The following is a 20376-nucleotide window of genomic DNA, read 5'->3' as shown; positions in this document are numbered from 1 at the left end:
GCCCCCTCCTGCGGAGGTTGGTGAGGATCCCGGGATGACGTCGACGCAACCCGCCCCCGGTACGGCGCCGGCGCCCGGGACGCACCCGCGTGGGCCGCGCGCCGGTACCGGCCGGGCCGCCGCCCTCCTGGTCCTGGTGGCGCTGGGCGCGCTGATCCCGCTGCTCGGGCCCTCGGCCGCGCTGCACGGCACCGGGGAGGCACGGCCGCCCGGCGCCGGGGGCACGGCCCTGCTGCGCACGGTGCTGTTCGCGGCGCTGTGCATACCCGTCGGCGAACTGCTCGTGAACCGGCTGGCGCGTGCGCTGCCGGACGGGGGCGCCGGTGCGCCGGCCGCGCCCCGCAGCTGGTCCCCCGCGGCGTGCGCCGCCGGCTTCGCCGCCGCTCTCGCACTCGCCTGCCTCGTCGCCACGGGCAATCTCGTCCCGGGCGCCCTGTCGGACATCGACCCCGGCGGGCTCCACGCCACCCGGGACGGCGTCCTCGCCCTGGTGGAGGTCAACGCCTTCCTCGTGGCGGGCCTGTGCGCCCTCTCCCGGCGCCCGGCCACACAGCTCGTGCCCCTGGCGGCCGTGATCGTCGCCGAGGCCCTGCGCGCGCACCCCCCGACCGAGCACGCCCCGCTCACCGGTTCCGGGCTGACTCTCGTCCACCTGTCCTGCGCGGCGCTGTGGACCGGTGGTCTGCTGCACGCGCTGCGCACCGTGCGGCTGCGGCCCGGCAGGGCGGGCGCCGCGCTGCTGGGTCGCTACGCGCGCGTGGCGCTCGCGCTGCTGGCCGCCATCACCGCGACGGGCGTGTGCAGTTCGCTGCGCCGGATGCCGCCCGGGACGGTGCTGGAGCAGCTGACGGACACCGCGTACGGCCGTGTCCTGCTCGCCAAGGCGGTCCTCGTGGCCGTCGCGGCCGTGCTCGCGCTGTGGGCCCGCGGGCGGTTGCGCCGGGCCGCCGACCCGCTGTCCGCCTGCGTACCGGCCCGGGCGGAGGTCGCAGCGCTGGGCCTGGCGGTGGCCGTGTCGGGTCTGCTGACGGCGCTTCCGGTGCCCATCCGCTGGTGAGGGCACCGCGGTTCAGACGGCCCGCATCTCGCCGTACGTCACCGCCGGTGCCCTGCGGGCGTTGAGGGCCGCGACGGTCGCGCAGGCCAGCAGCGCCTGGGCCGCGAGGTAGGTGAGCATCACCCAGAAGCCGGGCGCGGGCGGCTGCGGCCGGCCGGCCAGGTTCGTCGCGACGAGGGTGCCGGACAGCAGGAACAGCGCGCCGCCGGTCCCGGCGAACAGGCCGAAGCGGATGGCGGAGCGGTACGCCACGGCCGTGAGCAGCAGGCCGTACGCGGCGACGGGCAGCCGCAGTCCGGCGGGCAGGTCCGTCCACAGCAGCACGAGGGTCGCGCCGAGGACGGTGGTGTAGCCCAGGGCCAGGGCGGCCGCCCGCGCGGCGGGGACGGCGTACCGGCTGCCGTGCGCCCGGAACAGGACGAGGTAGCAGACGTGCCCGGCCGCGAAGGAGGCCGTGCCGGCGAGGAGGGCCGGCTCGGCGCCGGACAGCAGCAGTACGTCCCCGGCCCCGCCGCACAGCAGGGCGGCCACCAGGGGCCGGGGCGCCCGCTGCGCCGCGGCCCAGCCGGCCAGCAGCGGCATCAGCAGGGGCTTGGCCACGGTGTGCCCGGCGCCGGACCCGACGGCGAGAGCGGCCAGGTCGACGGCGGCGGCCAGCCCGAAGACACCGAGCAGCACACCCGCCCGGGGCCCGGGCCCGCTCACGCCGGGGACGCCTTCCCGGCGGTCGCGGCCCCGGCGGCGGAAGCACCGCCGACGGGATCCGGACCGGCGCCGGCACCCGGGGTGGCGCCCGAGGGCGCGGCGGCGGGAGAGGCCGCGGCGGCCGCCGGAGGCGCGAGGGCGGCCGTGGCCGGGGCCCACCCCGGGCCCCTGAGGACCCGTCCCGCCCGCTCGCTCCAACTGCGCGCCATCCGCAGGTCCCGGGCGATGGCCGCGTACTCGTGCGTCGCCACCCTCAGCGGGTTGTACGTCTCGATGTTCTTGGTCAGCCCGTACCGGGGCCGCTCGGTCTCCGCGGCGAACGAGCCGAACAGCCGGTCCCACACGATGAGGACGCCGCCGAAGTTCCGGTCGAGGTATCCGCCCTGGGACGCGTGGTGGACGCGGTGGTGCGAGGGCGTGTTCAGGACGTACTCGAACCAGCGGGGCATGCGGTCGATGCGCTCGGTGTGGATCCAGAACTGGTAGACGAGGCTCACGGAGGAGCAGAACGCCACCGCCGCCGGGTGCACGCCGGCCAGGACGAGCGGGACGTAGAACGGCCAGGAGGTCAGGGACGTCCAGGGCTGGCGCAGCGCGGTGGTGAGGTTGAACTTCCGGCTGGAGTGGTGGACGACGTGGCAGGCCCACAGGATGCGGACCACGTGGTGGCCGCGGTGGGAGAAGTAGTAGAGGAGGTCCTGCGCGAGCAGCATCAGCGGGACGGTCCACCACAGCACGGGCACGCGCGCGGGGGTCAGTTCGTACAGCGCCGTGTAGAGGGCAACGACCGGGATCTTCCACAGGAAGTCGAAGAAGAGGCTGCCGAGCCCCATGCCGAGGCTGGTCGCGGCGTCCTTGGCCTCGTAGCCCTCGGCGTCCTCGTCGGGGCGGAGCCGGCAGCTCACGGCCTCGACCGCGGTGAGCAGCAGGAAGGCCGGGATCGACCACAGCACGACGTCGGGCAGGTTCGGCATGCAAGCACCGTAGGGGTGCCGTACGTCCGGGACCAGACGTCGTCACCGACAAGTATCGCGGGCGGTACGCGCTTGCTTCTTGGTGATCTCCACCAAGATTCTTCCGGACAAAGCACCCATATACTCCCGGAGGGTTGTGGGTGTGCGACCGGGCGGGGCGCGGCTGACCGTCGATCAGACGTACGCCCCGCGAACGGACGGTTGGCGTCCGCCGCCTGAGGGGGCGTCGGAACGGCCGGGCCGGCGCACCTGGCGGACGGCGGTGTCAGTCGCGGCCCGTATCCTCGTGAACCATGCTCGAAGACCTGACGACCGCCATGTTCTCCGCCACGGCGTGGCCGGCCGCGTATCCCCGTGGATACGCGGTCGTTGACGTGGAGACCACGGGCCTGGCCCGGGACGACCGCATCATCTCCGCGGCCGTCTACCGGCTGGACGCCCGCGGCGAGGTCGAGGACCACTGGTACACGACGGTCAACCCCGAGCGCGATCCCGGTCCTGTCTGGATCCACGGCCTCACGAGCGAGGCACTGGAGGGCGCTCCCCTCTTCGCGGACATCGCCGAGGAGTTCACGGCCCGCCTGACGGGGCGGGTGCTCGTCGCGCACAACGCCGTCTTCGACTGGCAGATGATCGCCCGGGAGTACGCGCGCGCCGAGCGCGAGGCCCCGGTGAGCAAGCGGCTGTGCACCATCGCCCTGTCCAAAGAACTGGGCCTGCCGCTGCCCAACCACAAGCTGGAGTCGCTCGCCGCGCACTTCGGCGTCGTCCAGCAGCGGGCGCACCACGCGCTGGACGACGCGCGGGTGCTGGCGGAGGCGTTCCGCCCCAGTCTGCTCGCCGCCGCAGCGCGGAACGTCCGGCTGCCGCTGCACGAGTGCAGGCCGCTCACCGAGTGGACGGACCGGCCCGTCACGCCCCGCATCGGGCAGCAAGCCGGCTACGGCGGCCGGCGGCAGGGCGGCTGGCGCCCCTCCCGCAAGCGCCCCGCCTGCCCCTACCCCAACCCCGGGCGCTACGAGCCGGGCGGCCGGCTCAAGCAGGGCATGCGGATCGCCTTCTCCGGCGACACCTCCACCGAGCGGGAGCTGCTGGAGGACCGCGCGACCGAGGCGGGGCTGCACGTGGCGACGAGCCTGTCCCGGCTCACCAGCCTGCTCGTCACCAACGACCCGGACTCGGGCACGTCCAAGGTGGTCAAGGCGCGGCAGTTCGGTACGCCGGTCGTGGACGAGGCGGCCTTCGGGCAGCTCCTCGCCGACGTCGAGCCGGCGGCGCGGGAGTGAGCGCGCCCGCCTGCCGGGCCGACCGTACGGACGGGTGATTGCCGGGCGACTCGCCCGCCCGCCGCTCGCCCGCACGGGGGTGACGGCTCACCCTGTGGCGCATGGCGACCTGTGAGGTTTGTGGCAATCACTACGGAATGACCTTCGAGGTGCACGCGCAGGGCGCGGTGCACGTCTTCGACTGCTTCGCCTGTGCGATCCACCGCATGGCCCCCATCTGCGAGCACTGCCGGGTGCAGATCATCGGCCAGGGCGTCGACGTCGACGGCACCTGGTACTGCGGTGCCCACTGCGCCCGGGCGGAGGGAAAGGTGGGAATTGTCGACAAGGTGTGAACCGGTACCCGCCTGATTGCACCCCACGACCGAGTTGTACGGTCGTGGGGTGTACCGCTTCCTGATGTCCCGGCAGTGGGTGATCCTCGTGCTGGTCGCCCTGCTCCTCATCCCCACGATGATCCGGCTGGGCATATGGCAGATGCACCGCTACGAGGAGCGGACCGCACGCAACCAGCTGGTCTCCGACGCGCTGGCGGCGAAGCCGGTGCCCGTGGAGTCCCTCACCGGGCCGGGCCACACCGTCACCAGCGCCGAGCGCTACCGCACGGTGACCGCCACGGGCCGTTTCGACGCCGAGGACGAGGTCGTGGTGCGCCGCCGCACCAACGCCGACGACGAGGTCGGCTACCACGTGCTCACCCCGTTCGTCCTCGACGACGGGAAGGTGCTGCTGGTCAACCGGGGCTGGATCCCGGGCGACCGCAAGAGCCAGACCACGTACCCGAAGGTGCCGGCACCGCCGGGCGGTGAGCTGACCGTGCGGGGGCGGCTGATGCCGAGCGAGACGACCGAGGCGAGCGGGATCAAGAACCTCGAGGGCCTGCCGGACCGGCAGATCATGCTGATCAACAGCGAGCAGCAGGCCCGGCGCCTGAAGGCCGAGGTGCTCGGCGGGTACATCGCGCAGACGGCGCCCGAGCCCCGGGGCGACACCCCCGAGCTGCTGGGCAATCCGGGCAAGGAGGACGCCGCGCTGAACTACGCGTACGCCGTCCAGTGGTGGCTGTTCGCCGCCGCCGTCCCGGTCGGCCTGGTCGTCCTGGCCCGCCGCGAGGCCCGCGACCGGCAGCAGGCGGGTTCGCAGCGGACGGCGTCCGGCGAGAAGGAACCGGCGGCGGTCTGACCTTCCCCGGCCCCTCCCGGCGACTTGCCCCCGGCCGCCGGGGACATGTCACCCTCGCGGGCCTCGGCCCTGATTGCGGCGCCGACTTGCCGGGAACCCGCACTGCGTGCACCCCCGAATCGAGGACTACGCGCTCATCGGCGACGAGCAGACGGCGGCCCTGGTCTCCACGGACGGATCCGTGGACTGGTTGTGCCTGCCCCGCTTCGACTCCGCCGCCTGCTTCGCCAAGCTGCTCGGCGACGAGGACAACGGCCACTGGCGCATCGCCCCCGTCGGGGCCGGCCGCTGCACCCGGCGCGCCTACCGCCACGACACCCTCGTCCTGGACACCGAGTGGGAGGTCGAGCAGGGCGCGGTGCGGGTCACCGACCTGATGCCGCAGCGCGACCAGGCGCCCGACCTCGTCCGGATCGTCGAGGGCCTCGACGGCGAGGTGACTCTGCACAGCGTCCTGAAGCTGCGCTTCGACTACGGCTCGATCGTCCCGTGGGTGCGCCGGTCCGACGGCCACCGCGTGGCCGTCGCCGGGCCCGACTCGGCCTGGCTGCGCAGCGAGCCGGAGGTCCCCAGCTGGGGCGAGGACTTCGCCACGCACGCCGAGTTCACGGTCAAGAAGGGCGAGAAGGTGGCGTTCGTCCTGACCTGGCACCCCTCCCACGAGCCGCGCCCGGCGCTGGTCGACCCCTTCGAGTCCCTGCGCCACAGCGTCGAGGACTGGCGCGCCTGGGTGGCGCACTGCCGCTACGACGGGCCGTACCGCGACGAGGTGGTGCGCTCCCTGATCACCCTCAAGGCGCTCACGTACGCCCCGACCGGCGGTATCGTCGCCGCGGCCACGACCTCCCTGCCCGAGGAGCCGGGCGGGGTGCGCAACTGGGACTACCGCTACTGCTGGCTGCGTGACGCCACCCTCACCCTCAACGCCCTGCTCGCCGCGGGCTACCAGGAGGAGGCCGAGGCCTGGCGGAACTGGCTGCTGCGCGCGGTCGCGGGCGACCCGGCCGACCTGCAGATCATGTACGGCGTGGCGGGCGAGCGGCGGCTGCCCGAGTTCGAGCTGCCCTGGCTGTCCGGCTTCGAAGGGTCCGCGCCGGTGCGCATCGGCAACGACGCCGTGAACCAGCTCCAGCTGGACGTCTACGGCGAGGTCATGGACTCCCTGTCGCTGGCCCGCGAGTCGGGCCTGTCGCCGCAGCCCGACGTGTGGGCGCTGCAGCGGGCCCTGATGGACTTCCTGAGCACCCACTGGCGGCAGCCGGACGAAGGGCTGTGGGAGGTGCGCGGCGGCAGGCGCCAGTTCGTGCACTCGAAGGTCATGGTGTGGGTGGCCGCCGACCGGGCCGTGCGCACCCTCCAGGCGCATCCGGAGCTGGACGGCGACCTGGACGGCTGGCGGGCGCTGCGCGAGGAGGTGCACCGCGAGGTCTGCGAGAAGGGCTACGACCCCGAGCGCAACACGTTCACGCAGTCCTACGGCTCGCGGGAGCTGGACGCCGCCCTGCTGCTCATCCCGCGCGTCGGCTTCCTGCCGCCGGACGACCCGCGGGTGATCGGCACCATCGACGCGGTCCGCGAGGAGCTGGAGCACGGCGGCCTGCTGCGCCGCTACAGCACCACGTCGTCGCAGCTCACGGAGGTCGACGGGCTTCCGGGCAGCGAGGGCACCTTCCTGGTGTGCTCCTTCTGGCTCGCCGACGCCCTGCACATGACGGGCCGCACGAAGGAGGCCCGGGAGCTGTTCGAGCGGCTGGCGGCACTGGCCAACGACGTCGGCCTGCTGTCCGAGGAGTACGACCCGGTGGCCGGCCGGCAGCTCGGCAACGTCCCGCAGGCGTTCAGCCACATCGGCCTGGTGCACACCGCCCTCGCCCTGTTCGGGGAGAACGGGGCAGGATAGGGGCCATGGATCTTGGACTGAAGGACCGGGTGTTCGTCGTCACCGGGGCCACGCGCGGCCTGGGTCACGCCTGCGCGCGCGAGCTGGTCGCGGACGGGGCGAAGGTGGTCGTCTCGGGACGCGAGGAGGAGAACGTCGCCGCGGCGGCGGCCGCGCTGGGACCCGACGCGGTGGGGGTGGCCGTCGACAACGCCGACCCGCAGGCGGCGGAGCGGCTGATCCGGGCGGCACGCGAGCGCTTCGGCCGTTTCGACGGCGTACTGGTCAGCGTCGGCGGGCCGCCGGCCGGTTTCGTCGCGGACAACACCGACGAGCAGTGGCAGGCGGCGTTCGAGTCGGTGTTCCTCGGCGCGGTGCGGCTGGCCCGCGCCGCGGCGGCGGAGCTGGACGCCGGGGGTGTCATCGGGTTCGTGCTGTCGGGGTCGGTGTACGAGCCGATCCCGGGCCTGACCATCTCCAACGGGCTGCGCCCCGGGCTGGCCGGGTTCGCCAAGGCGCTGTCCGACGAGCTCGGGCCCCGCGGCATCCGGGTGGTGGGGGTGCTGCCCGGGCGGATCGACACGGACCGGGTGCGTGAGCTGGACGCCCTGTCGGCCGACCCGGAGGCCACCCGGGCCGCCTCGGAGTCGCGGATCCCGCTGCGGCGGTACGGAAGGCCCGAGGAGTTCGGCCGGGTGGCCGCGTTCCTGCTGTCCCCGGCGGCGTCCTACCTGACGGGGATCATGGTTCCCGTCGACGGCGGCGCGCGGCACGGGTTCTGAGCGCACCGCCGGCCGGGCCCGGCCTCAGCTGACCCGCTCCGCCCCGTGCTTGACGCCCTTCAGGCGGACCTCGGCGGGCAGCGACTCCAGGCCGGCCGAGGCCCTGGCGTGGGTCAGAGGTCCGGCGGTGAAGTCGTGCAGCGCCGTCCCGGGGTCCACGTGCGGCTCCAGAGCGAGACGCACCCGGGCCTCGGGGGCGCTGCGACGGCCCGTCAGACGGGCCTTGGCCCGGCCCACTCCGTCGATGTGGGCGGACTCCTGGGTGAGGGCGTCCTCCACGGCCCGGCCGCGCACCAGGGCGCCCTCGCCGTCGCCGGTGTCGACGAGGACCTCGGCGAGGCGCCGCCTGCGCAGCACCGCGACCAGCCACCACAGGGCGAGCAGCAGCAGCACGGCCAGGGCGGCGATGACGACGGGCCACCACCAGCTCTCGTCCTGCCAGCGGGTGCGCTCGGCGTCGCTCAGCAGCACGTCGTGCTCGTCGTCGTGGATCCACCACGAGGGCACGGGCGCGCCGAGGCCGACGGCCAGGACGGAGCCGCCCAGCACCAGGAGCACCAGGCCCACCAGTGCGAGGAACACGCGGTCGACGATCCTGAGCACCGCTCTCACCCCTTCCGGCCGGGCCGCCGCACGCGCACCTTCAGCGCGGGCGGGTGGGCCAGTCCCAGTCCGCCGACGGCGTCGGTGAGCACGTCGTCCAGGTCGGTTCGTACGTCGTCCAGTTCACGGAAGTGCGACTCGGCGCGCACGCCCGCCCGGCGCCGGCGCACCTTGACCCGGGCCGACTGCACGCCGGGCACCTCCATGGCGCGGTCGCGCAGGGCGGTCGCCGCGGCGTCCCGGTCCAGCCCCGCGCGTACGTCGGGGTGGGTGCGCCGCATCGGGAGCACGGAACGCAGGCCGGGGGTGCAGGCGAGGAACAGCAGCCACAGCCCGAGGGCGGCGGCCACCCCGGCCCCGACCAGCACCCAGGTGTCGTCCAGGGGCCGTTCGGCGAGCTGGTCGGCCAGTTCGCGGCGCCAGTACATGCCCGGCCGCCCGGCGCGCACGGAGACGATGTCGTAGAGGAACAGTCCGGCCAGGCCCAGCAGGAGCAGGGCGACGATGCCGGCGGGGACGCGGCGCGCCGACCAGAAGCGGCCCGCGCGGCCGGCCGTCCCCGCGGGGGCGGGCTGCTGCGGCTCGTCGCCGGGCTGCGCCTCGTCCGGTCCGGTGCCGGGCTCCGGCTGCTCGACGACGGGCAGGCGTTGCGTGCCGTCCTGCGGCGGTTCGGTGCCGCGGGGTTCGCTCATCGCGTCCTCCCCTGTGCGGCGCCGAGGGCGGGGGCCGGGTGCAGTTTCTCGACGTGGACGACGACCTCGGGTACCTCCATGCCCACCAGAGTGCCCACCCGGTCGACGACCTGCCCGCGTACACGGCGGCAGCGGTCGCCGATGTCGCACGGGTAGTCGAGTTCGACGTGCACCCGGACGTGGGCGACGTCGTGGTGCACCTCCACGGTGGCGGAGGGCGCCCCGGCGGACGGCGGCAGCGTCCCGACGGCCTCGCGGGCCGCCTGGGAGGCGACCTTGGCGACGACCCGGTCGGCGATGCGGGTCGCGCCGCGCTCCGCCGCCGGGACGACGGCCGGGGACAGTCCGAGTTCACCGGCCCCCGCGCTCACCTGTGTCACCGCCGCCGTTCACGGGTGCGGAAGAAGTCGCCGATCTCCATGTCCCCCTCCAGGAACCGGCCGACGACGAAGCCGACGGCGCCCAGTGCCGCCACCAGCAGGAAGGCCCCGAATCCACCGAAATATCCGGCGAACGCCAGCGCCATGCCGGCGATCATGCCGGCCACGGCCATGCTCATGCGCTCCTCAGCTCCTCAGCCTCTGTGGGTTCTCCGCGGACCGGTGCCTACTGGATCCGGCGTTCCGGCTCTTCTTCCTCCTCGTCGGGCAGCTTCACGTCGCTCACCGCGATGTTGACCTCGACGACCTCCAGGCCCGTCATCCGCTCGACGGCGGTGATGACGTTCTCCCGCACGTCGCGGGCGACATCGGCGATGGACACGCCGTAGTCCACGACGATCTCCAGGTCGAGGGCCGCCTGCACCTCGCCGACCTCGGCCTTGACGCCGCGCGTCACGCCCGCCTTCTGCCCTCCGGGCACGCGGTCGCGCACGGCGCCGAAGGTGCGCGACAGGCCGCTGCCCATGGCGTGCACGCCGTCCACGTCCCGGGCGGCGAGACCCGCGATCTTCTCCACGACGCCGTCGGCGATGGTGGTCCGGCCCCGGGAACCCGGGTCGCCACCGCCGCGCTTGGTCAGCGGGCTCCTGCGCGCCGCCGCCGTCTCGCTCTCCCCGCCCCGGTTGTCCGTCATGTCAGTCATCGCCGTACGTCCTTTTCGGTCGTCGTCCTGGGACCCACGGTAAGCACGGTTGCGCGGAAGCGCGCCTCTGATGCGGCAGGCTGGAGGAATGACGGCGGATCGCTGGACGCAGGCAGTGAGACATCAGCTGGGCATCGGCAGGCTGCTGCCCCTGGGTGACGCGCGGGACGGTGCGTGGATCGCCCAACGGGCGGCCGAGGCGGTGCTGGCGGGCGCGGCACGGGAGGTCCCGGAGGTGCGCCTGGGCACACTTCGGATCGCACTGGCCCACCCCGAGGACACCGAGGAGCCGGCGGTACCGGCTCCGCCGAGCGCACTGCCCTATGGACCCTTGCGGGTGACGGCGGAGTTCGCGGCCACGGCGTCGCGGCCGCTGCCGGCGACGGCGGCGCTGCTGCGCGAGGCGCTGGCCACCGCGGCGGCGCAGCGGCTCGGCCTCGTCGTGTCGGACGTGGACCTGCGGGTGACGGGACTGCTGGAGGAGGACGCCGGGGAGCCGGCCGGCGAGGAGCCCGGACTGCCGCCCGAGGCGCGGGCCGAGGACGGCGACGCGGGCGTCGCGGCCGACGCCGCGCGGGCGGTCGCGGGGGTGCTGCGGCTGACCGGCACGCTGGGCCGGCCGGTGCACGTGGACGAGGTGCCGGGCGAGGCCGCGATGGCGCACCGCCACGTCCGGCTGGAGGTGGCGGTAGCCGCGGACCACCGCAGCCGGGACGTGGCGCGCGCGGTCCGCGAGGCGGTCGGCGCGGCCCTGCCGGACCGGCCGACGGTCGCGGTCGTGGTGAGCGCGGTCGGCTGAACGCCCTTCAGGCCGCGCCGCGCTTCAGGCCGGACCGCCCTTCAGGCCGGACCGCGCTCCCGGCCGGCCGAGGTCTCAGTCGCCGACGCCCGCGAGGTCCCGCAGCCGGCGCGCCTGGGCCTGGCGCTCGGCGCCGCGCTGCTCCTCGTAGGTGCGCTCCTGGGCGCCGCGCAGCAGGGCCTTGGTCTCGATGACGGCGTCGCGGGGCGCGGCGAGGAGGGCCGCGGTCAGGTCACGCACGGTGTCGTCGAGCTGGCCCGCGGGCACGGCGACATTGGCCAGCCCGGTGCTGACGGCCTCGTCGGCCGTGACGAAGCGCCCGGTCACGCAGATCTCCAGCGCGCGGGCGTATCCGACGAGGCTCACCAGCGGGTGGGTGCCCGTCAGGTCGGGCACGAGTCCGAGGCTGGTCTCGCGCATGGCGAACTGCACGTCGTCGGCGACGACGCGCAGGTCACAGGCGAGGGCGAGTTGGAAGCCCGCCCCGATGGCGTGCCCCTGGACCGCGGCGACGGAGACGATGTCGCTGCGCCGCCACCAGGTGAACGCCTCCTGGTACTCGGCGATGGTCGCGTCCAGCTCGGCGTCGGAGCCGCGCGCGAGGTCGATGAACGACGGCTCGCCGTCGAAGCCCTCGGGCGTGAACGCCTGCCGGTCGAGCCCGGCCGAGAAGGACTTGCCCTCGGCCCGCAGCAGCACGACGCGGACGGAGCCCGGCAGCTGCCGGCCGGCCTCGGTCAGCGCCCGCCACAGAGCGGGGCTCTGCGCGTTGCGCTTGTCCGGGTTGGTCAGCGTCACCGTGGCGATCGCGTCGTCCACGGTGAGCCGTACGCCGTCCTTGTCGAGTACGGGAACGAGGTCCTGGTCGGGCGAAGCCATGGGACGCCTCCGATGTGTGCGGTCGCCTTCCGTGCCGCCCGACGGTTGTCCGCCGAGGTGCGGCACGCTCAAGTGACTGCACAGTAACCACCCGGTCGGTCAGTGGGACGACCGGGTGGCCACCATCGAAGCCGTGGGGCCACCCGGGGTCAGGCCGTGGCCTTCTTGCCCCGGGTCGCCCCGCCGCGCCCACGCAGCGTGACGCCCGACTCACTGAGCATGCGGTGCACAAAGCCATACGAGCGGCCGGTCTCCTCGGCCAACGCCCGGATGCTCGCACCGGCGTCGTACTTCTTCTTCAGGTCTGCCGCGAGCTTGTCGCGCGCGGCGCCGGTCACCCGGCTGCCCTTCTTCAGAGTCTCGGCCACCCGTGCCTCCTCAAGGAAGTGCGCTCTGGTCTCCTCATGATCACCCCTCCGGGCCCCGATGGCCACCCATTCGGCAAGGTCCGTGAGACAAGGTTGTGACGACGGGAGCGTGTCCCCACATCCGGAATTGACCGTTCCGAAGGGTGCCGTCCGGGCGGCCGCCCCCATCGCGGCGGGAAAGGCCAGGTCAGAAAGGCGGCGCGGCCGAGCCCCGCAGGATCCGGGACTCGGCCGCGAAATCGATGTAGGACACACCTCGGTACGAGGAGATCTCACACAGATGATGGATCACGGTTGGGCCGAATGATCCCTACGCCGTTGATCACGCCTTCGGCGGGGCGGCCCGGCAGGTCAGGCCAGGGCGACGAGATCCGCGTAGTCGGCACCCCAGAGGTCCTCGACACCGTCCGGCAGCAGGATGATGCGCTCCGGCTGGAGCGCCTCGACGGCGCCCTCGTCGTGCGTGACCAGGACGACGGCGCCCTTGTAGGTGCGCAGCGCCCCGAGGATCTCCTCGCGGCTGGCGGGGTCGAGGTTGTTGGTCGGCTCGTCGAGCAGCAGCACGTTCGCCGAGGACACCACCAGGGTGGCGAGGGCGAGGCGGGTCTTCTCCCCGCCGGAGAGGACCCCGGCCGGCTTGTCGACGTCGTCGCCGGAGAACAGGAACGAGCCGAGCACCTTGCGGACCTCGACCAGGTCCATGTCGGGCGCGGCGGAGCGCATGTTCTCCAGGACCGTGCGCTCCGGGTCGAGGGTCTCGTGCTCCTGGGCGTAGTACCCGAGCTTCAGGCCGTGGCCGGGGACGACCATGCCCGTGTCGGGCTGCTCGACACCGCCGAGCAGCCGCAGCAGGGTGGTCTTGCCGGCGCCGTTGAGGCCGAGGATGACCACGCGGCTGCCCTTGTCGATGGCCAGGTCGACGTCGGTGAAGATCTCCAGCGAGCCGTACGACTTCGACAGGCCCTCGGCCATCAGCGGGGTCTTGCCGCAGGGCGCGGGCTCGGGGAAGCGGAGCTTGGCGACCTTGTCGGACTGGCGCACCGCCTCCAGGCCGGAGAGCAGCTTGTCGGCGCGGCGGGCCATGTTCTGCGCGGCGACCGTCTTGGTGGCCTTGGCGCGCATCTTGTCGGCCTGCGAGTGCAGGGCGGCGGCCTTCTTCTCGGCGTTGGCGCGCTCGCGCTTGCGGCGCTTCTCGTCGGCCTCGCGCTGCTGCTGGTAGAGCTTCCAGCCCATGTTGTAGACGTCGATCTGGGCGCGGTTGGCGTCCAGGTAGAACACCTTGTTGACGACCGTCTCGACCAGGTCGACGTCGTGGGAGATCACGATGAAGCCGCCGCGGTAGGTCTTGAGGTAGTCGCGCAGCCAGACGATCGAGTCGGCGTCGAGGTGGTTGGTCGGCTCGTCGAGCAGCAGGGTGTCGGCGTCGGAGAACAGGATGCGGGCCAGCTCGATGCGGCGGCGCTGACCGCCGGAGAGCGTGTGCAGGGGCTGGCCGAGCACGCGGTCGGGCAGGTTCAGCGCGGCGGCGATGGTGGCGGCCTCGGCCTCGGCGGCGTACCCGCCCTTGGTGAGGAACTCCGTCTCCTGGCGCTCGTACTGCTTCATCGCCTTCTCGCGGGTGGCGCCCTTGCCGTTGGCGATGCGCTCTTCGTTGTCGCGCATCTTGCGGATCAGGACGTCGAGGCCGCGGGCCGACAGGATGCGGTCGCGGGCCAGGATGTCGAGGTCGCCGGTGCGCGGGTCCTGCGGCAGGTAGCCGACCTCGCCGGAGCGGGTGATGGTGCCCCCGGCGGGCATACCCTCGCCCGCGAGGCACTTGGTGAGGGTGGTCTTGCCCGCGCCGTTGCGGCCGACGAGGCCGATGCGGTCGCCCTTGGCGACACGGAACGTGGCGTTCTCGATGAGGACACGGGCACCGGCGCGCAGCTCGATACCGGAGGCGGAGATCACGGACAGACTCCAGGGCGGATACGGGGGCGGGATGGGCGGCTGAGGACGTTCCCGCCGTCTAATGCGCGAGGAGAAAGGCCATGACGACAGTCTAACGGGGCGGTGCAACCACTTTTTCTGCGTGCGGGTGTTCGGTTCGTCTCGCCGCGTCGGCGCCGGCCGGCGGTGCCAGACTGGGCAGCGGGTCCGGATCAGCGGGGGTCGCGGCGCCCGCGCACGAGGGAGTGATCGGTATGGCAGGCACGTCCGCAGGGCGCCCGAGCATCTTCCCGACGCTGCTGTACGGGGACGCGAAGGCGGCGATCCGCCAGCTCACGGAGGCCCTCGGCTTCACCGAGCTGTCCGTCTACGAGGGCGAGGACGGCTCGGTCCTGCACGCCGAGCTGGTGCAGGGCAACGGCGCGGTGATGATCGGCACCCGCGGCACCGGCAGCGTCTTCGACCGGGCCATGAAGGGCGCCGGCACCACGGGCGTCTACGTGGTGGTGGACGACGTGGACGCGCACCACCGCCGCGCCCTGGAGCACGGCGTGGAGATCCTCATGCCCCCGACGGACCAGGACTACGGCTCCCGGGACTACATGGCCCGGGACGTCGAGGGCAACGTGTGGAGCTTCGGCACCTACGCGCCGGAGACGGGGGGCTAGGGCCTGTCGTTTGGATCTTGCCGCAGGGCATCGGCAGCACCTGTGAACGCCGGTGAGCGGGGCCTGGTGCGTGCAGCTGCAAGGCGGAGGAGGGAGTCGATGCGGAGCATCGGCGAGTGACGACGACGCGGCAGATGCGCGTGCCGGGCCCCGCGTCTGCGTCATGATCCAAACGACAGGCCCTAGCGCAGTCTGCGCCGTCCTCCGAACGACGGGCCCTAGCTGCCGCCGGTGTGCACCTGGAACGCGGCCCGGCGCACGGCCTTGGCCAGGGCCGGGTCGGGGTGGGCCGCGGCCAGGGCGACGAGCACCTGCACGGTGCGCGGGTGCCCCACGGCGCGGACCTCGTCCAGCAGCATCGGGACGGTCGGCTGCACGGCGGACTCCAGGTGGCGCACCAGCAGCGGGGCCTCCCCGTGGTCGGCGACGGCGGCGGCGGTGTCCACCCACAGCCAGGTCGCCTCCTCCCGGGTCAGGACCTCGTGGGCGTCCTCCGGGTCGGCGCCGTCGTGCTCGGCCAGCCACAGCAGCGCGTACGGCCGGAGCGTGGGCTCGTCCAGCACGGCGCGGACGTCCGGCTCGGCGGGGGCGCCGACGACGCGCAGCGCCTCGAAGGCCAGGCCGCGCAGCAGGGCGTCCTCGCCCCGGGCGGCGGCCAGCAGCTCGGTGACGGCGCCGCCGACGGTCCGGGCCGCGAGCCAGGCGCGGTACTCGGCGCGGGCCGCGTTGGGGCGCAGCTGGGCGCAGCCGCGGAGCATGTCCTCGGCGGACTGCTCGATGTTCCCGGCGGGGCTCTGCGCGGCGACGCAGATCTGCTCCAGCTTGACCCAGACCGCCCAGCTGCCGAGGGGGGTGAGCGTGGCCTGGCCGTCGCCGTACGTGAGGGCGCCGACGGAGGCGAGGGCGCGCAGGGCCCAGTCGAGCAGGGGGGCGAGCGGGGCGTCGGTGGGCGCGGGCTCGGCCGGCGGCTCGGGACGGGGGCCGTAGGGGATCTCGCAGCGGGCGGTGCGCAGCTCGGTGACGCGCTGCTCCAGCAGGTCGAGGAGCTGCTCCACGGGGACCGGGCCGGCGGACAGCTGGAGGAAGGTCAGCGTCTGCGGGATGGCGGAGACGACCTCGGCGACGGCGGCGGGCTCGTGGCCCTCGGGCTCCGGGTAGGCGAGCGACCAGGCGTCGAAGAGGGCGACCCAGCCGCGCAGCACGGCGCTGTCGTCGCGGTCCCAGGCGCGCAGCCGCCAGCCGGGGCGGGCGCTGTCGCCGTGGACCTCGACGAGTCCGGCGAGGCGGGCGGTGTCCCAGTCGGCCCGGACCTGATCGGGGGTCAGGCCGAGGTCGCGGGCGGCGCGTTCGGCGGTCGCGTCGGAGAGGGTGGCCTTGCCGTCGGCGGTGGCGCCGTCGCGGCCGGGGCCGAGCGCGGCGTCGGCCCAGCGGGCGACGCGGGCCGCGTCGGCCAGGCCGAGGCGTGCCATTCCGGCCAGCTCCGCCGGGGCCGGGGTGCCCTCCGGGGGGCGCGGTGCGGGTCGGCGCGAGCGCCGCTGGTTCATCGCTCGGGGGGCGGCGGCCAGGGGTCGCGGGCGGACGAGTCGAAGCCTGGAGTCGCGCGGGATACGGGACGTCACGGGTGCAGTCTTCCGGTTGACGGTCCGAAAACCCAAACGGAATGTCACCGCGGGCGACGAGGACGGCCAGGGCACCGGCTCCCCGGGGTGCTCGCGGGCCGGGAACCGGCCAGTGGTACGGCGCTAAACGGAATCCTTACGACCGGTCGGCGGGCAGGGGAACGGGAGCCGGTTGCGGCCGGGTGAGGGGACGGTGCACGCGAGGGGCCCGGGCACCCGCCGCGGGCAGCGGGCGGGGCGGCTCACATGAGCGGGGTCAGGAAGCGCCGCAGGGCCTCCTCGTAGCCCTTGGGGTCGGCGTTCCACATGGCTCCGTGGGGCGCGCGGGCGACCGTGTGGAGGGCGACGGTGTCGGGGCGGGACTCCGCGAGCCGGCGGGAGAGTCGCCAGGGGGCCACGGTGTCGTCCGGCCCGTGCAGCAGGAGCGTCGGGACGCGCAGCGCGTCGGACGGGGGCGCGTCCGCGACGCGGTCGCCGTAGAGGCCGGTGCGGCCCTGTGCGGCGCGGACCGCCAGGGGCAGCAGCACGCTCGGGGTGCGGCGGGCCGAGGCCAGGGCGCGCAGGGTGGCCTCCCAGTCGAGCACCGGGGAGTCCAGGACGAGCCCGGAGATGTAGTCGCGCAGCCCCGAGCGCTCGGAGGCGCGCAGGGCCATGGTGGCGCCGGTGGACCAGCCGTGCAGGACGACCTGCCGGGCCCCCTCGCGCACGGCGTGCCGGACGACCGCGTCCAGGTCGCGCCACTCGGTCTCGCCCAGGTGGCTCAGGCCGTCGGGCGAGCGGGGCGCGCCGACGTCGCCGCGGTAGGCCGGGGCGAGCACCGGGAAGTGGTGGCGGTTGAGGAACTCCATGACGTTCAGGGCGAGTTCCCGGGTGGTGCCCAGTCCGTGCACGGTGATCACCCAGGTGTCCCGCGCGCCGGGCACGAACCAGGCGGGCAGGGGGCCGAGTTCGCCGATGATGTCGACGTCCTCGTGGGCCAGGCCCAGGGCGGTGCGGGGGTCGCCGACGTACACGTTGGGGGTCAGCCAGGCCTTGTCGCCGCGCTGGAAGGTGCCGTGGGTGACGGCCTCCAGGCGGCGCACGACGGTGTCGGCGGTGGGCGAGGCGCCCTCCAGCACGGGGCCGACGACCGCGTGGGAGCCGTCTCCGGCCAGGCCGTAGCGGCCGGGCCGCAGGGCGGCGAGGTCCCGGGTGAGGCTGATCTGCCCGGCCGCCGTGCCGTGCACGGTGAGCCGGGGCTCGGTGGGCAGGGGCCGGCCCGGTGGTGCCTTCAGTGCGGCGTCGCTGGCGAACCGGCCGGCGGCCACCGCGGCGGCACCGGCACCCAGGACGGCGGTGACGGCAGCGGCCGTAGCTTTGACAGTGCGCACCGCTCCAGTGTCCTGGCCCGGCCGCCGCGCGACCAGTGGGAGGGGGCCGGGGGGTGACGCGCGCGGTGCGGGTCAGCGCTGGCCGTACCCGCGCAGGCGCTCTTCCACCTCGGTGACCTGCTGCCGGGACAGCAGGCTCGGGCTCAGGCCGGGCACGGAGGCGGCGGTGAGCCAGACGCGGCACATCCACTCCAGCTGGGCCGTGCGGTCGTAGGCCTGGGTGAGGGTGGTGCCGTAGGTGAGGGTGCCGTGGTTCTGCAGGAGGCAGCCGGAGCGGCCGTCGAGGGCGCGGAGCACGTGCGCGGCGAGCTCGTCGGTGCCGTAGGCGGCGTAGGGGGCGACCCGGACGGGTCCGCCGAGTGCGGCGGCCATGTAGTGGACCAGCGGGAGCTCGGGGACGAGCGTGGAGACGGCTGTGGCGTGGACGGCGTGGGTGTGGACGACGGCCCGGGCTCCGGTGGAGCGGTACACCGCGAGGTGCATGGGCAGTTCGCTGGTCGGGACGAGCGTGCCGAGGACCTGCCGCCCGTCGAGGGTGACACCGGTCACATCCTCGGGGGCGAGCCGGTCGTAGGGGACGCCGGAGGGGGTGACCAGGACGGTGTCGTCGACGCGCACCGAGACGTTCCCCGAGGTGCCCACGACGAGCCCTTCGGTCACCGTCCGGCGGGCCGTGGCGACGAGCTCCTCCCAGGCGCGCGCCTCCTCGGAGGTCGCACTCCTGCGCCGCTCCTCCCCCTCCCCCGCGCGCCGCCCGCCGCCCGGCGTGACGTCCCGTCCGCCGTCCCGTCCGCCGTCCCGTGTGCCGTCCCGCTGCTCAGCCATGCGGCGATCCTGCCAGGCGGGGGCGCGGCACGCGGGGGTGCGGGGGCGGGTTCCGGCCCGGTCGCGCGGCGGTGCGGGGACGGGTTCCGGCCGGGTGCGGGCGGCGCACTTCGCCCGTATACGGCCCCTGCCGCCCGGAGGTCGGGCGGCAGGGGTCCCCGTCCCGTGCCGCCGGTGCCGGTCACCCCTCGTGGATCGCCCGTCACCCCACGTCGGACGCGGTGCCCGTGGGCTGCCCGCGGTCACTCGATCGGCTGAAGCGGAGGGTGCGAGGGATCCGGGCACCGGGGGGCGGGGACCCTGACAGAGGGCGGAACGGCAACCCTCGTGCGTGGACACTCCCACGCCCCTCCCAGTTCATCTTCCGTTCACTCGGGTTACCTACGTTCGTCCAGCCAATGACCTCGAACGATTGCCTGGGTAAATGGAAAGCTTCTCGCTGATCCTCGCGATTGTGGTGGTAACCGCACTCGCGTTCGATTTCACGAACGGTTTCCACGACACCGCGAACGCCATGGCCACGACCATTTCCACGGGCGCCATGAAGCCCAAGGTCGCCGTGGCCATGTCCGCTGTCCTCAACCTGGTCGGCGCCTTCCTGTCCGTGGAAGTCGCCAACACGATCTCCAAAGGCCTCGTCGACGAGGCCGGCATCCGGCCCGAGGTCATCTTCGCCGCCCTGGTCGGCGCGATCCTCTGGAACCTGCTGACGTGGCTGGTCGGTCTGCCCTCCAGCTCCTCGCACGCCCTCATGGGCGGTCTGATCGGCGCCACCATCGCCTCGGCGGGCGTGGGCGCGGTGCACGGCGACGTGCTGGTCACCAAGGTGCTGATCCCGGCGATCGCCGCCCCGCTGGTCGCGGGCATCGCGGCGATGCTCGGCGCACGGCTGACCTACAAGCTGGGCAAGCGGGCCGAGGACACGGAGTCCGCCAAGAAGGGCTACCGGGCCGGCCAGATCGCCTCGGCGGGCCTGGTCTCCCTGGCGCACGGCACCAACGACGCGCAGAAGACCATGGGCATCATCACCCTCGCCCTGGTCGCCGGCGGCACTCTCGCCCCGGACTCCGACCCGCCCATGTGGGTCATCCTCTCCGCGGGCGTCGCGATCGCCCTGGGCACCTACCTCGGCGGCTGGCGCATCATCCGGACCATGGGCAAGGGCCTGACCGACCTCCAGCCGCAGCAGGGCTTCGCCGCCCAGACCAGCGCGGCCACGGTCATCCTGGCCTCCTCGCACCTCGGCTTCTCCCTGTCCACCACCCACTCCGTCTCCGGCGCCGTGATGGGCGCGGGCCTCGGCCGCAAGGGCGGCGTGGTGCGCTGGTCGACGGCGACGCGGATGTTCGTCGCGTGGGGCCTGACGCTGCCGGCCGCGGCCCTGGTGGGCGCGCTCGCCGAGTACGTCACGGGCTTCGGCGACTGGGGCACCGCCGTGGTGGCCGTCTTCCTGGTCGGCTCCAGCGCGGCCATCTGGAAGATCTCCCGGCGTGAGGTCGTCGACCACACCAACGTCAACGACACCGGGGAGGCGGAGCCGGCCGGCGTGGTGACCACGGCGATGGCCGCGGTGACGCCGCCGCCGGCGGGGCAGATCGTCGAGGAGCCGGTCACCGCGTTCCCCGCGCAGGCCACCTCCGAGCGGACCCCCTCCACGACCACCACGGTCTGATCCG

General features: G+C 74.0%; 22 protein-coding genes. 9 read left to right on the top strand and 13 right to left on the bottom strand.

What is annotated here, in order from left to right; all coding sequences use genetic code 11:
- The first annotated feature begins 34 nt into the window (after window positions 1-34).
- Window positions 35-1057, top strand: a complete 1023-nt coding sequence (locus ACFYWG_RS32105; protein WP_389204388.1) for a CopD family protein — start codon at window positions 35-37, stop codon at window positions 1055-1057.
- A 12-nt stretch (window positions 1058-1069) separates the two neighbouring features.
- Here ACFYWG_RS32105 and ACFYWG_RS32100 read toward each other — a convergent pair whose 3' ends face one another.
- On the bottom strand, window positions 1070-1762 hold the full coding sequence (locus tag ACFYWG_RS32100; protein ID WP_389204387.1) for a lysoplasmalogenase family protein: 693 nt from the start codon (window positions 1760-1762) through the stop codon (window positions 1070-1072).
- Complete coding sequence (locus tag ACFYWG_RS32095) at window positions 1759-2736, bottom strand: sterol desaturase family protein (RefSeq protein ID WP_383508350.1); 978 nt, start codon at window positions 2734-2736, stop codon at window positions 1759-1761. Before ACFYWG_RS32095 ends, ACFYWG_RS32100 begins: the two co-directional genes overlap by 4 nt.
- Before the next feature lie 293 nt (window positions 2737-3029).
- Here ACFYWG_RS32095 and ACFYWG_RS32090 point away from each other — a divergent pair, with 293 nt between their 5' ends.
- From ACFYWG_RS32090 to ACFYWG_RS32070, 5 genes are all read left to right on the top strand, one after another.
- Window positions 3030-4022, top strand: coding sequence for a DEDDh family exonuclease (locus ACFYWG_RS32090; RefSeq protein WP_389204385.1), 993 nt, complete (start codon window positions 3030-3032; stop codon window positions 4020-4022).
- 101 nt (window positions 4023-4123) lie between these two features.
- Window positions 4124-4357, top strand: a complete 234-nt coding sequence (locus ACFYWG_RS32085) for a hypothetical protein (protein ID WP_383508356.1) — start codon at window positions 4124-4126, stop codon at window positions 4355-4357.
- A 49-nt stretch (window positions 4358-4406) separates the two neighbouring features.
- Window positions 4407-5204 carry an SURF1 family protein gene (locus ACFYWG_RS32080; protein ID WP_376333150.1) on the top strand — a complete coding sequence of 266 codons (798 nt, stop codon included), beginning with the start codon at window positions 4407-4409 and terminating at the stop codon, window positions 5202-5204.
- Window positions 5205-5310: 106 nt separating this feature from the next.
- Complete coding sequence (locus ACFYWG_RS32075; protein WP_385419309.1) at window positions 5311-7104, top strand: glycoside hydrolase family 15 protein; 1794 nt, start codon at window positions 5311-5313, stop codon at window positions 7102-7104.
- A 5-nt stretch (window positions 7105-7109) separates the two neighbouring features.
- Window positions 7110-7865, top strand: a complete 756-nt coding sequence (locus tag ACFYWG_RS32070; RefSeq protein WP_376333146.1) for an SDR family oxidoreductase — start codon at window positions 7110-7112, stop codon at window positions 7863-7865.
- 24 nt (window positions 7866-7889) lie between these two features.
- On the opposite strand, the gene amaP is transcribed toward ACFYWG_RS32070, so the two are convergent.
- Genes amaP through ACFYWG_RS32045 form a run of 5 tightly spaced genes read right to left on the bottom strand, consistent with a single transcriptional unit; the run spans window position 7890 to window position 10243 of the window.
- Window positions 7890-8477 (bottom strand): alkaline shock response membrane anchor protein AmaP, encoded by a 588-nt coding sequence (gene amaP / locus ACFYWG_RS32065; RefSeq protein WP_383508365.1) that lies wholly within the window; start codon window positions 8475-8477, stop codon window positions 7890-7892.
- On the bottom strand, window positions 8474-9160 hold the full coding sequence (locus tag ACFYWG_RS32060; protein WP_389204384.1) for a DUF6286 domain-containing protein: 687 nt from the start codon (window positions 9158-9160) through the stop codon (window positions 8474-8476). The genes amaP and ACFYWG_RS32060 overlap by 4 nt, the downstream gene beginning before the upstream one ends.
- Window positions 9157-9540: a hypothetical protein gene (locus tag ACFYWG_RS32055; protein ID WP_383508371.1), complete on the bottom strand. Its 384-nt coding sequence runs from the start codon at window positions 9538-9540 to the stop codon at window positions 9157-9159. The genes ACFYWG_RS32060 and ACFYWG_RS32055 overlap by 4 nt, the downstream gene beginning before the upstream one ends.
- Entirely contained in the window at window positions 9537-9719 is a 183-nt protein-coding gene (locus ACFYWG_RS32050; protein WP_376333138.1) for a hypothetical protein, read from the bottom strand. The genes ACFYWG_RS32055 and ACFYWG_RS32050 overlap by 4 nt, the downstream gene beginning before the upstream one ends.
- A 47-nt stretch (window positions 9720-9766) precedes the next feature.
- On the bottom strand, window positions 9767-10243 hold the full coding sequence (locus tag ACFYWG_RS32045; protein WP_383508374.1) for an Asp23/Gls24 family envelope stress response protein: 477 nt from the start codon (window positions 10241-10243) through the stop codon (window positions 9767-9769).
- A gap of 88 nt (window positions 10244-10331) precedes the next feature.
- Between ACFYWG_RS32045 and ACFYWG_RS32040 the strand changes: the two genes are divergently transcribed.
- Window positions 10332-11042, top strand: coding sequence for a nucleopolyhedrovirus P10 family protein (locus ACFYWG_RS32040; protein ID WP_385419323.1), 711 nt, complete (start codon window positions 10332-10334; stop codon window positions 11040-11042).
- A 75-nt stretch (window positions 11043-11117) separates the two neighbouring features.
- On the opposite strand, the gene ACFYWG_RS32035 is transcribed toward ACFYWG_RS32040, so the two are convergent.
- The 3 genes from ACFYWG_RS32035 to ACFYWG_RS32025 all read right to left on the bottom strand — a co-directional run bounded on the left by ACFYWG_RS32035 (window position 11118) and on the right by ACFYWG_RS32025 (window position 14239).
- The gene (locus ACFYWG_RS32035; protein WP_385419326.1) at window positions 11118-11921 is read right to left on the bottom strand and encodes an enoyl-CoA hydratase/isomerase family protein; all 804 of its coding nucleotides are present in this window, start codon (window positions 11919-11921) and stop codon (window positions 11118-11120) included.
- A 149-nt stretch (window positions 11922-12070) separates the two neighbouring features.
- On the bottom strand, window positions 12071-12289 hold the full coding sequence (locus ACFYWG_RS32030) for a helix-turn-helix domain-containing protein (RefSeq protein WP_010037790.1): 219 nt from the start codon (window positions 12287-12289) through the stop codon (window positions 12071-12073).
- 351 nt (window positions 12290-12640) lie between these two features.
- Window positions 12641-14239: an ABC-F family ATP-binding cassette domain-containing protein gene (locus tag ACFYWG_RS32025; RefSeq protein ID WP_376333128.1), complete on the bottom strand. Its 1599-nt coding sequence runs from the start codon at window positions 14237-14239 to the stop codon at window positions 12641-12643.
- Between the two features lie 233 nt (window positions 14240-14472).
- Here ACFYWG_RS32025 and ACFYWG_RS32020 point away from each other — a divergent pair, with 233 nt between their 5' ends.
- A complete protein-coding gene (locus tag ACFYWG_RS32020) occupies window positions 14473-14886 on the top strand; it encodes a VOC family protein (RefSeq protein WP_376333126.1) in 414 nt (137 codons plus the stop codon).
- Between the two features lie 218 nt (window positions 14887-15104).
- On the opposite strand, the gene ACFYWG_RS32015 is transcribed toward ACFYWG_RS32020, so the two are convergent.
- From ACFYWG_RS32015 to ACFYWG_RS32005, 3 genes are all read right to left on the bottom strand, one after another.
- The gene (locus ACFYWG_RS32015; RefSeq protein ID WP_383508383.1) at window positions 15105-16505 is read right to left on the bottom strand and encodes a hypothetical protein; all 1401 of its coding nucleotides are present in this window, start codon (window positions 16503-16505) and stop codon (window positions 15105-15107) included.
- Between the two features lie 242 nt (window positions 16506-16747).
- Entirely contained in the window at window positions 16748-17875 is a 1128-nt protein-coding gene (locus tag ACFYWG_RS32010) for an alpha/beta hydrolase family protein (RefSeq protein WP_383508386.1), read from the bottom strand.
- A gap of 72 nt (window positions 17876-17947) precedes the next feature.
- Complete coding sequence (locus ACFYWG_RS32005; RefSeq protein WP_389204383.1) at window positions 17948-18700, bottom strand: class II aldolase/adducin family protein; 753 nt, start codon at window positions 18698-18700, stop codon at window positions 17948-17950.
- Between the two features lie 424 nt (window positions 18701-19124).
- Between ACFYWG_RS32005 and ACFYWG_RS32000 the strand changes: the two genes are divergently transcribed.
- Window positions 19125-20372: an anion permease gene (locus tag ACFYWG_RS32000; RefSeq protein ID WP_385419337.1), complete on the top strand. Its 1248-nt coding sequence runs from the start codon at window positions 19125-19127 to the stop codon at window positions 20370-20372.
- Window positions 20373-20376 lie beyond the last annotated feature (4 nt).

The organism is Streptomyces sp. NPDC003456, from assembly GCF_042878735.1.
GTDB lineage: Bacteria > Actinomycetota > Actinomycetes > Streptomycetales > Streptomycetaceae > Streptomyces.
This window is presented reverse-complemented; position numbering and strand designations above follow the sequence as displayed.

Coding starts and splice junctions, on each gene's coding strand:
- ACFYWG_RS32105 (WP_389204388.1), top strand. CDS start 35: ATGACGTCGACGCAACCCGCCCCCGGTACGGCGCCGGCGCCCGGGACG.
- ACFYWG_RS32095 (WP_383508350.1), bottom strand. CDS start 2,736: ATGCCGAACCTGCCCGACGTCGTGCTGTGGTCGATCCCGGCCTTCCTG.
- ACFYWG_RS32090 (WP_389204385.1), top strand. CDS start 3,030: ATGCTCGAAGACCTGACGACCGCCATGTTCTCCGCCACGGCGTGGCCG.
- ACFYWG_RS32085 (WP_383508356.1), top strand. CDS start 4,124: ATGGCGACCTGTGAGGTTTGTGGCAATCACTACGGAATGACCTTCGAG.
- ACFYWG_RS32070 (WP_376333146.1), top strand. CDS start 7,110: ATGGATCTTGGACTGAAGGACCGGGTGTTCGTCGTCACCGGGGCCACG.
- ACFYWG_RS32060 (WP_389204384.1), bottom strand. CDS start 9,160: ATGAGCGAACCCCGCGGCACCGAACCGCCGCAGGACGGCACGCAACGC.
- ACFYWG_RS32050 (WP_376333138.1), bottom strand. CDS start 9,719: ATGAGCATGGCCGTGGCCGGCATGATCGCCGGCATGGCGCTGGCGTTC.
- ACFYWG_RS32045 (WP_383508374.1), bottom strand. CDS start 10,243: ATGACTGACATGACGGACAACCGGGGCGGGGAGAGCGAGACGGCGGCG.
- ACFYWG_RS32040 (WP_385419323.1), top strand. CDS start 10,332: ATGACGGCGGATCGCTGGACGCAGGCAGTGAGACATCAGCTGGGCATC.
- ACFYWG_RS32035 (WP_385419326.1), bottom strand. CDS start 11,921: ATGGCTTCGCCCGACCAGGACCTCGTTCCCGTACTCGACAAGGACGGC.
- ACFYWG_RS32020 (WP_376333126.1), top strand. CDS start 14,473: ATGGCAGGCACGTCCGCAGGGCGCCCGAGCATCTTCCCGACGCTGCTG.
- ACFYWG_RS32005 (WP_389204383.1), bottom strand. CDS start 18,700: ATGGCTGAGCAGCGGGACGGCACACGGGACGGCGGACGGGACGGCGGA.
- ACFYWG_RS32000 (WP_385419337.1), top strand. CDS start 19,125: ATGGAAAGCTTCTCGCTGATCCTCGCGATTGTGGTGGTAACCGCACTC.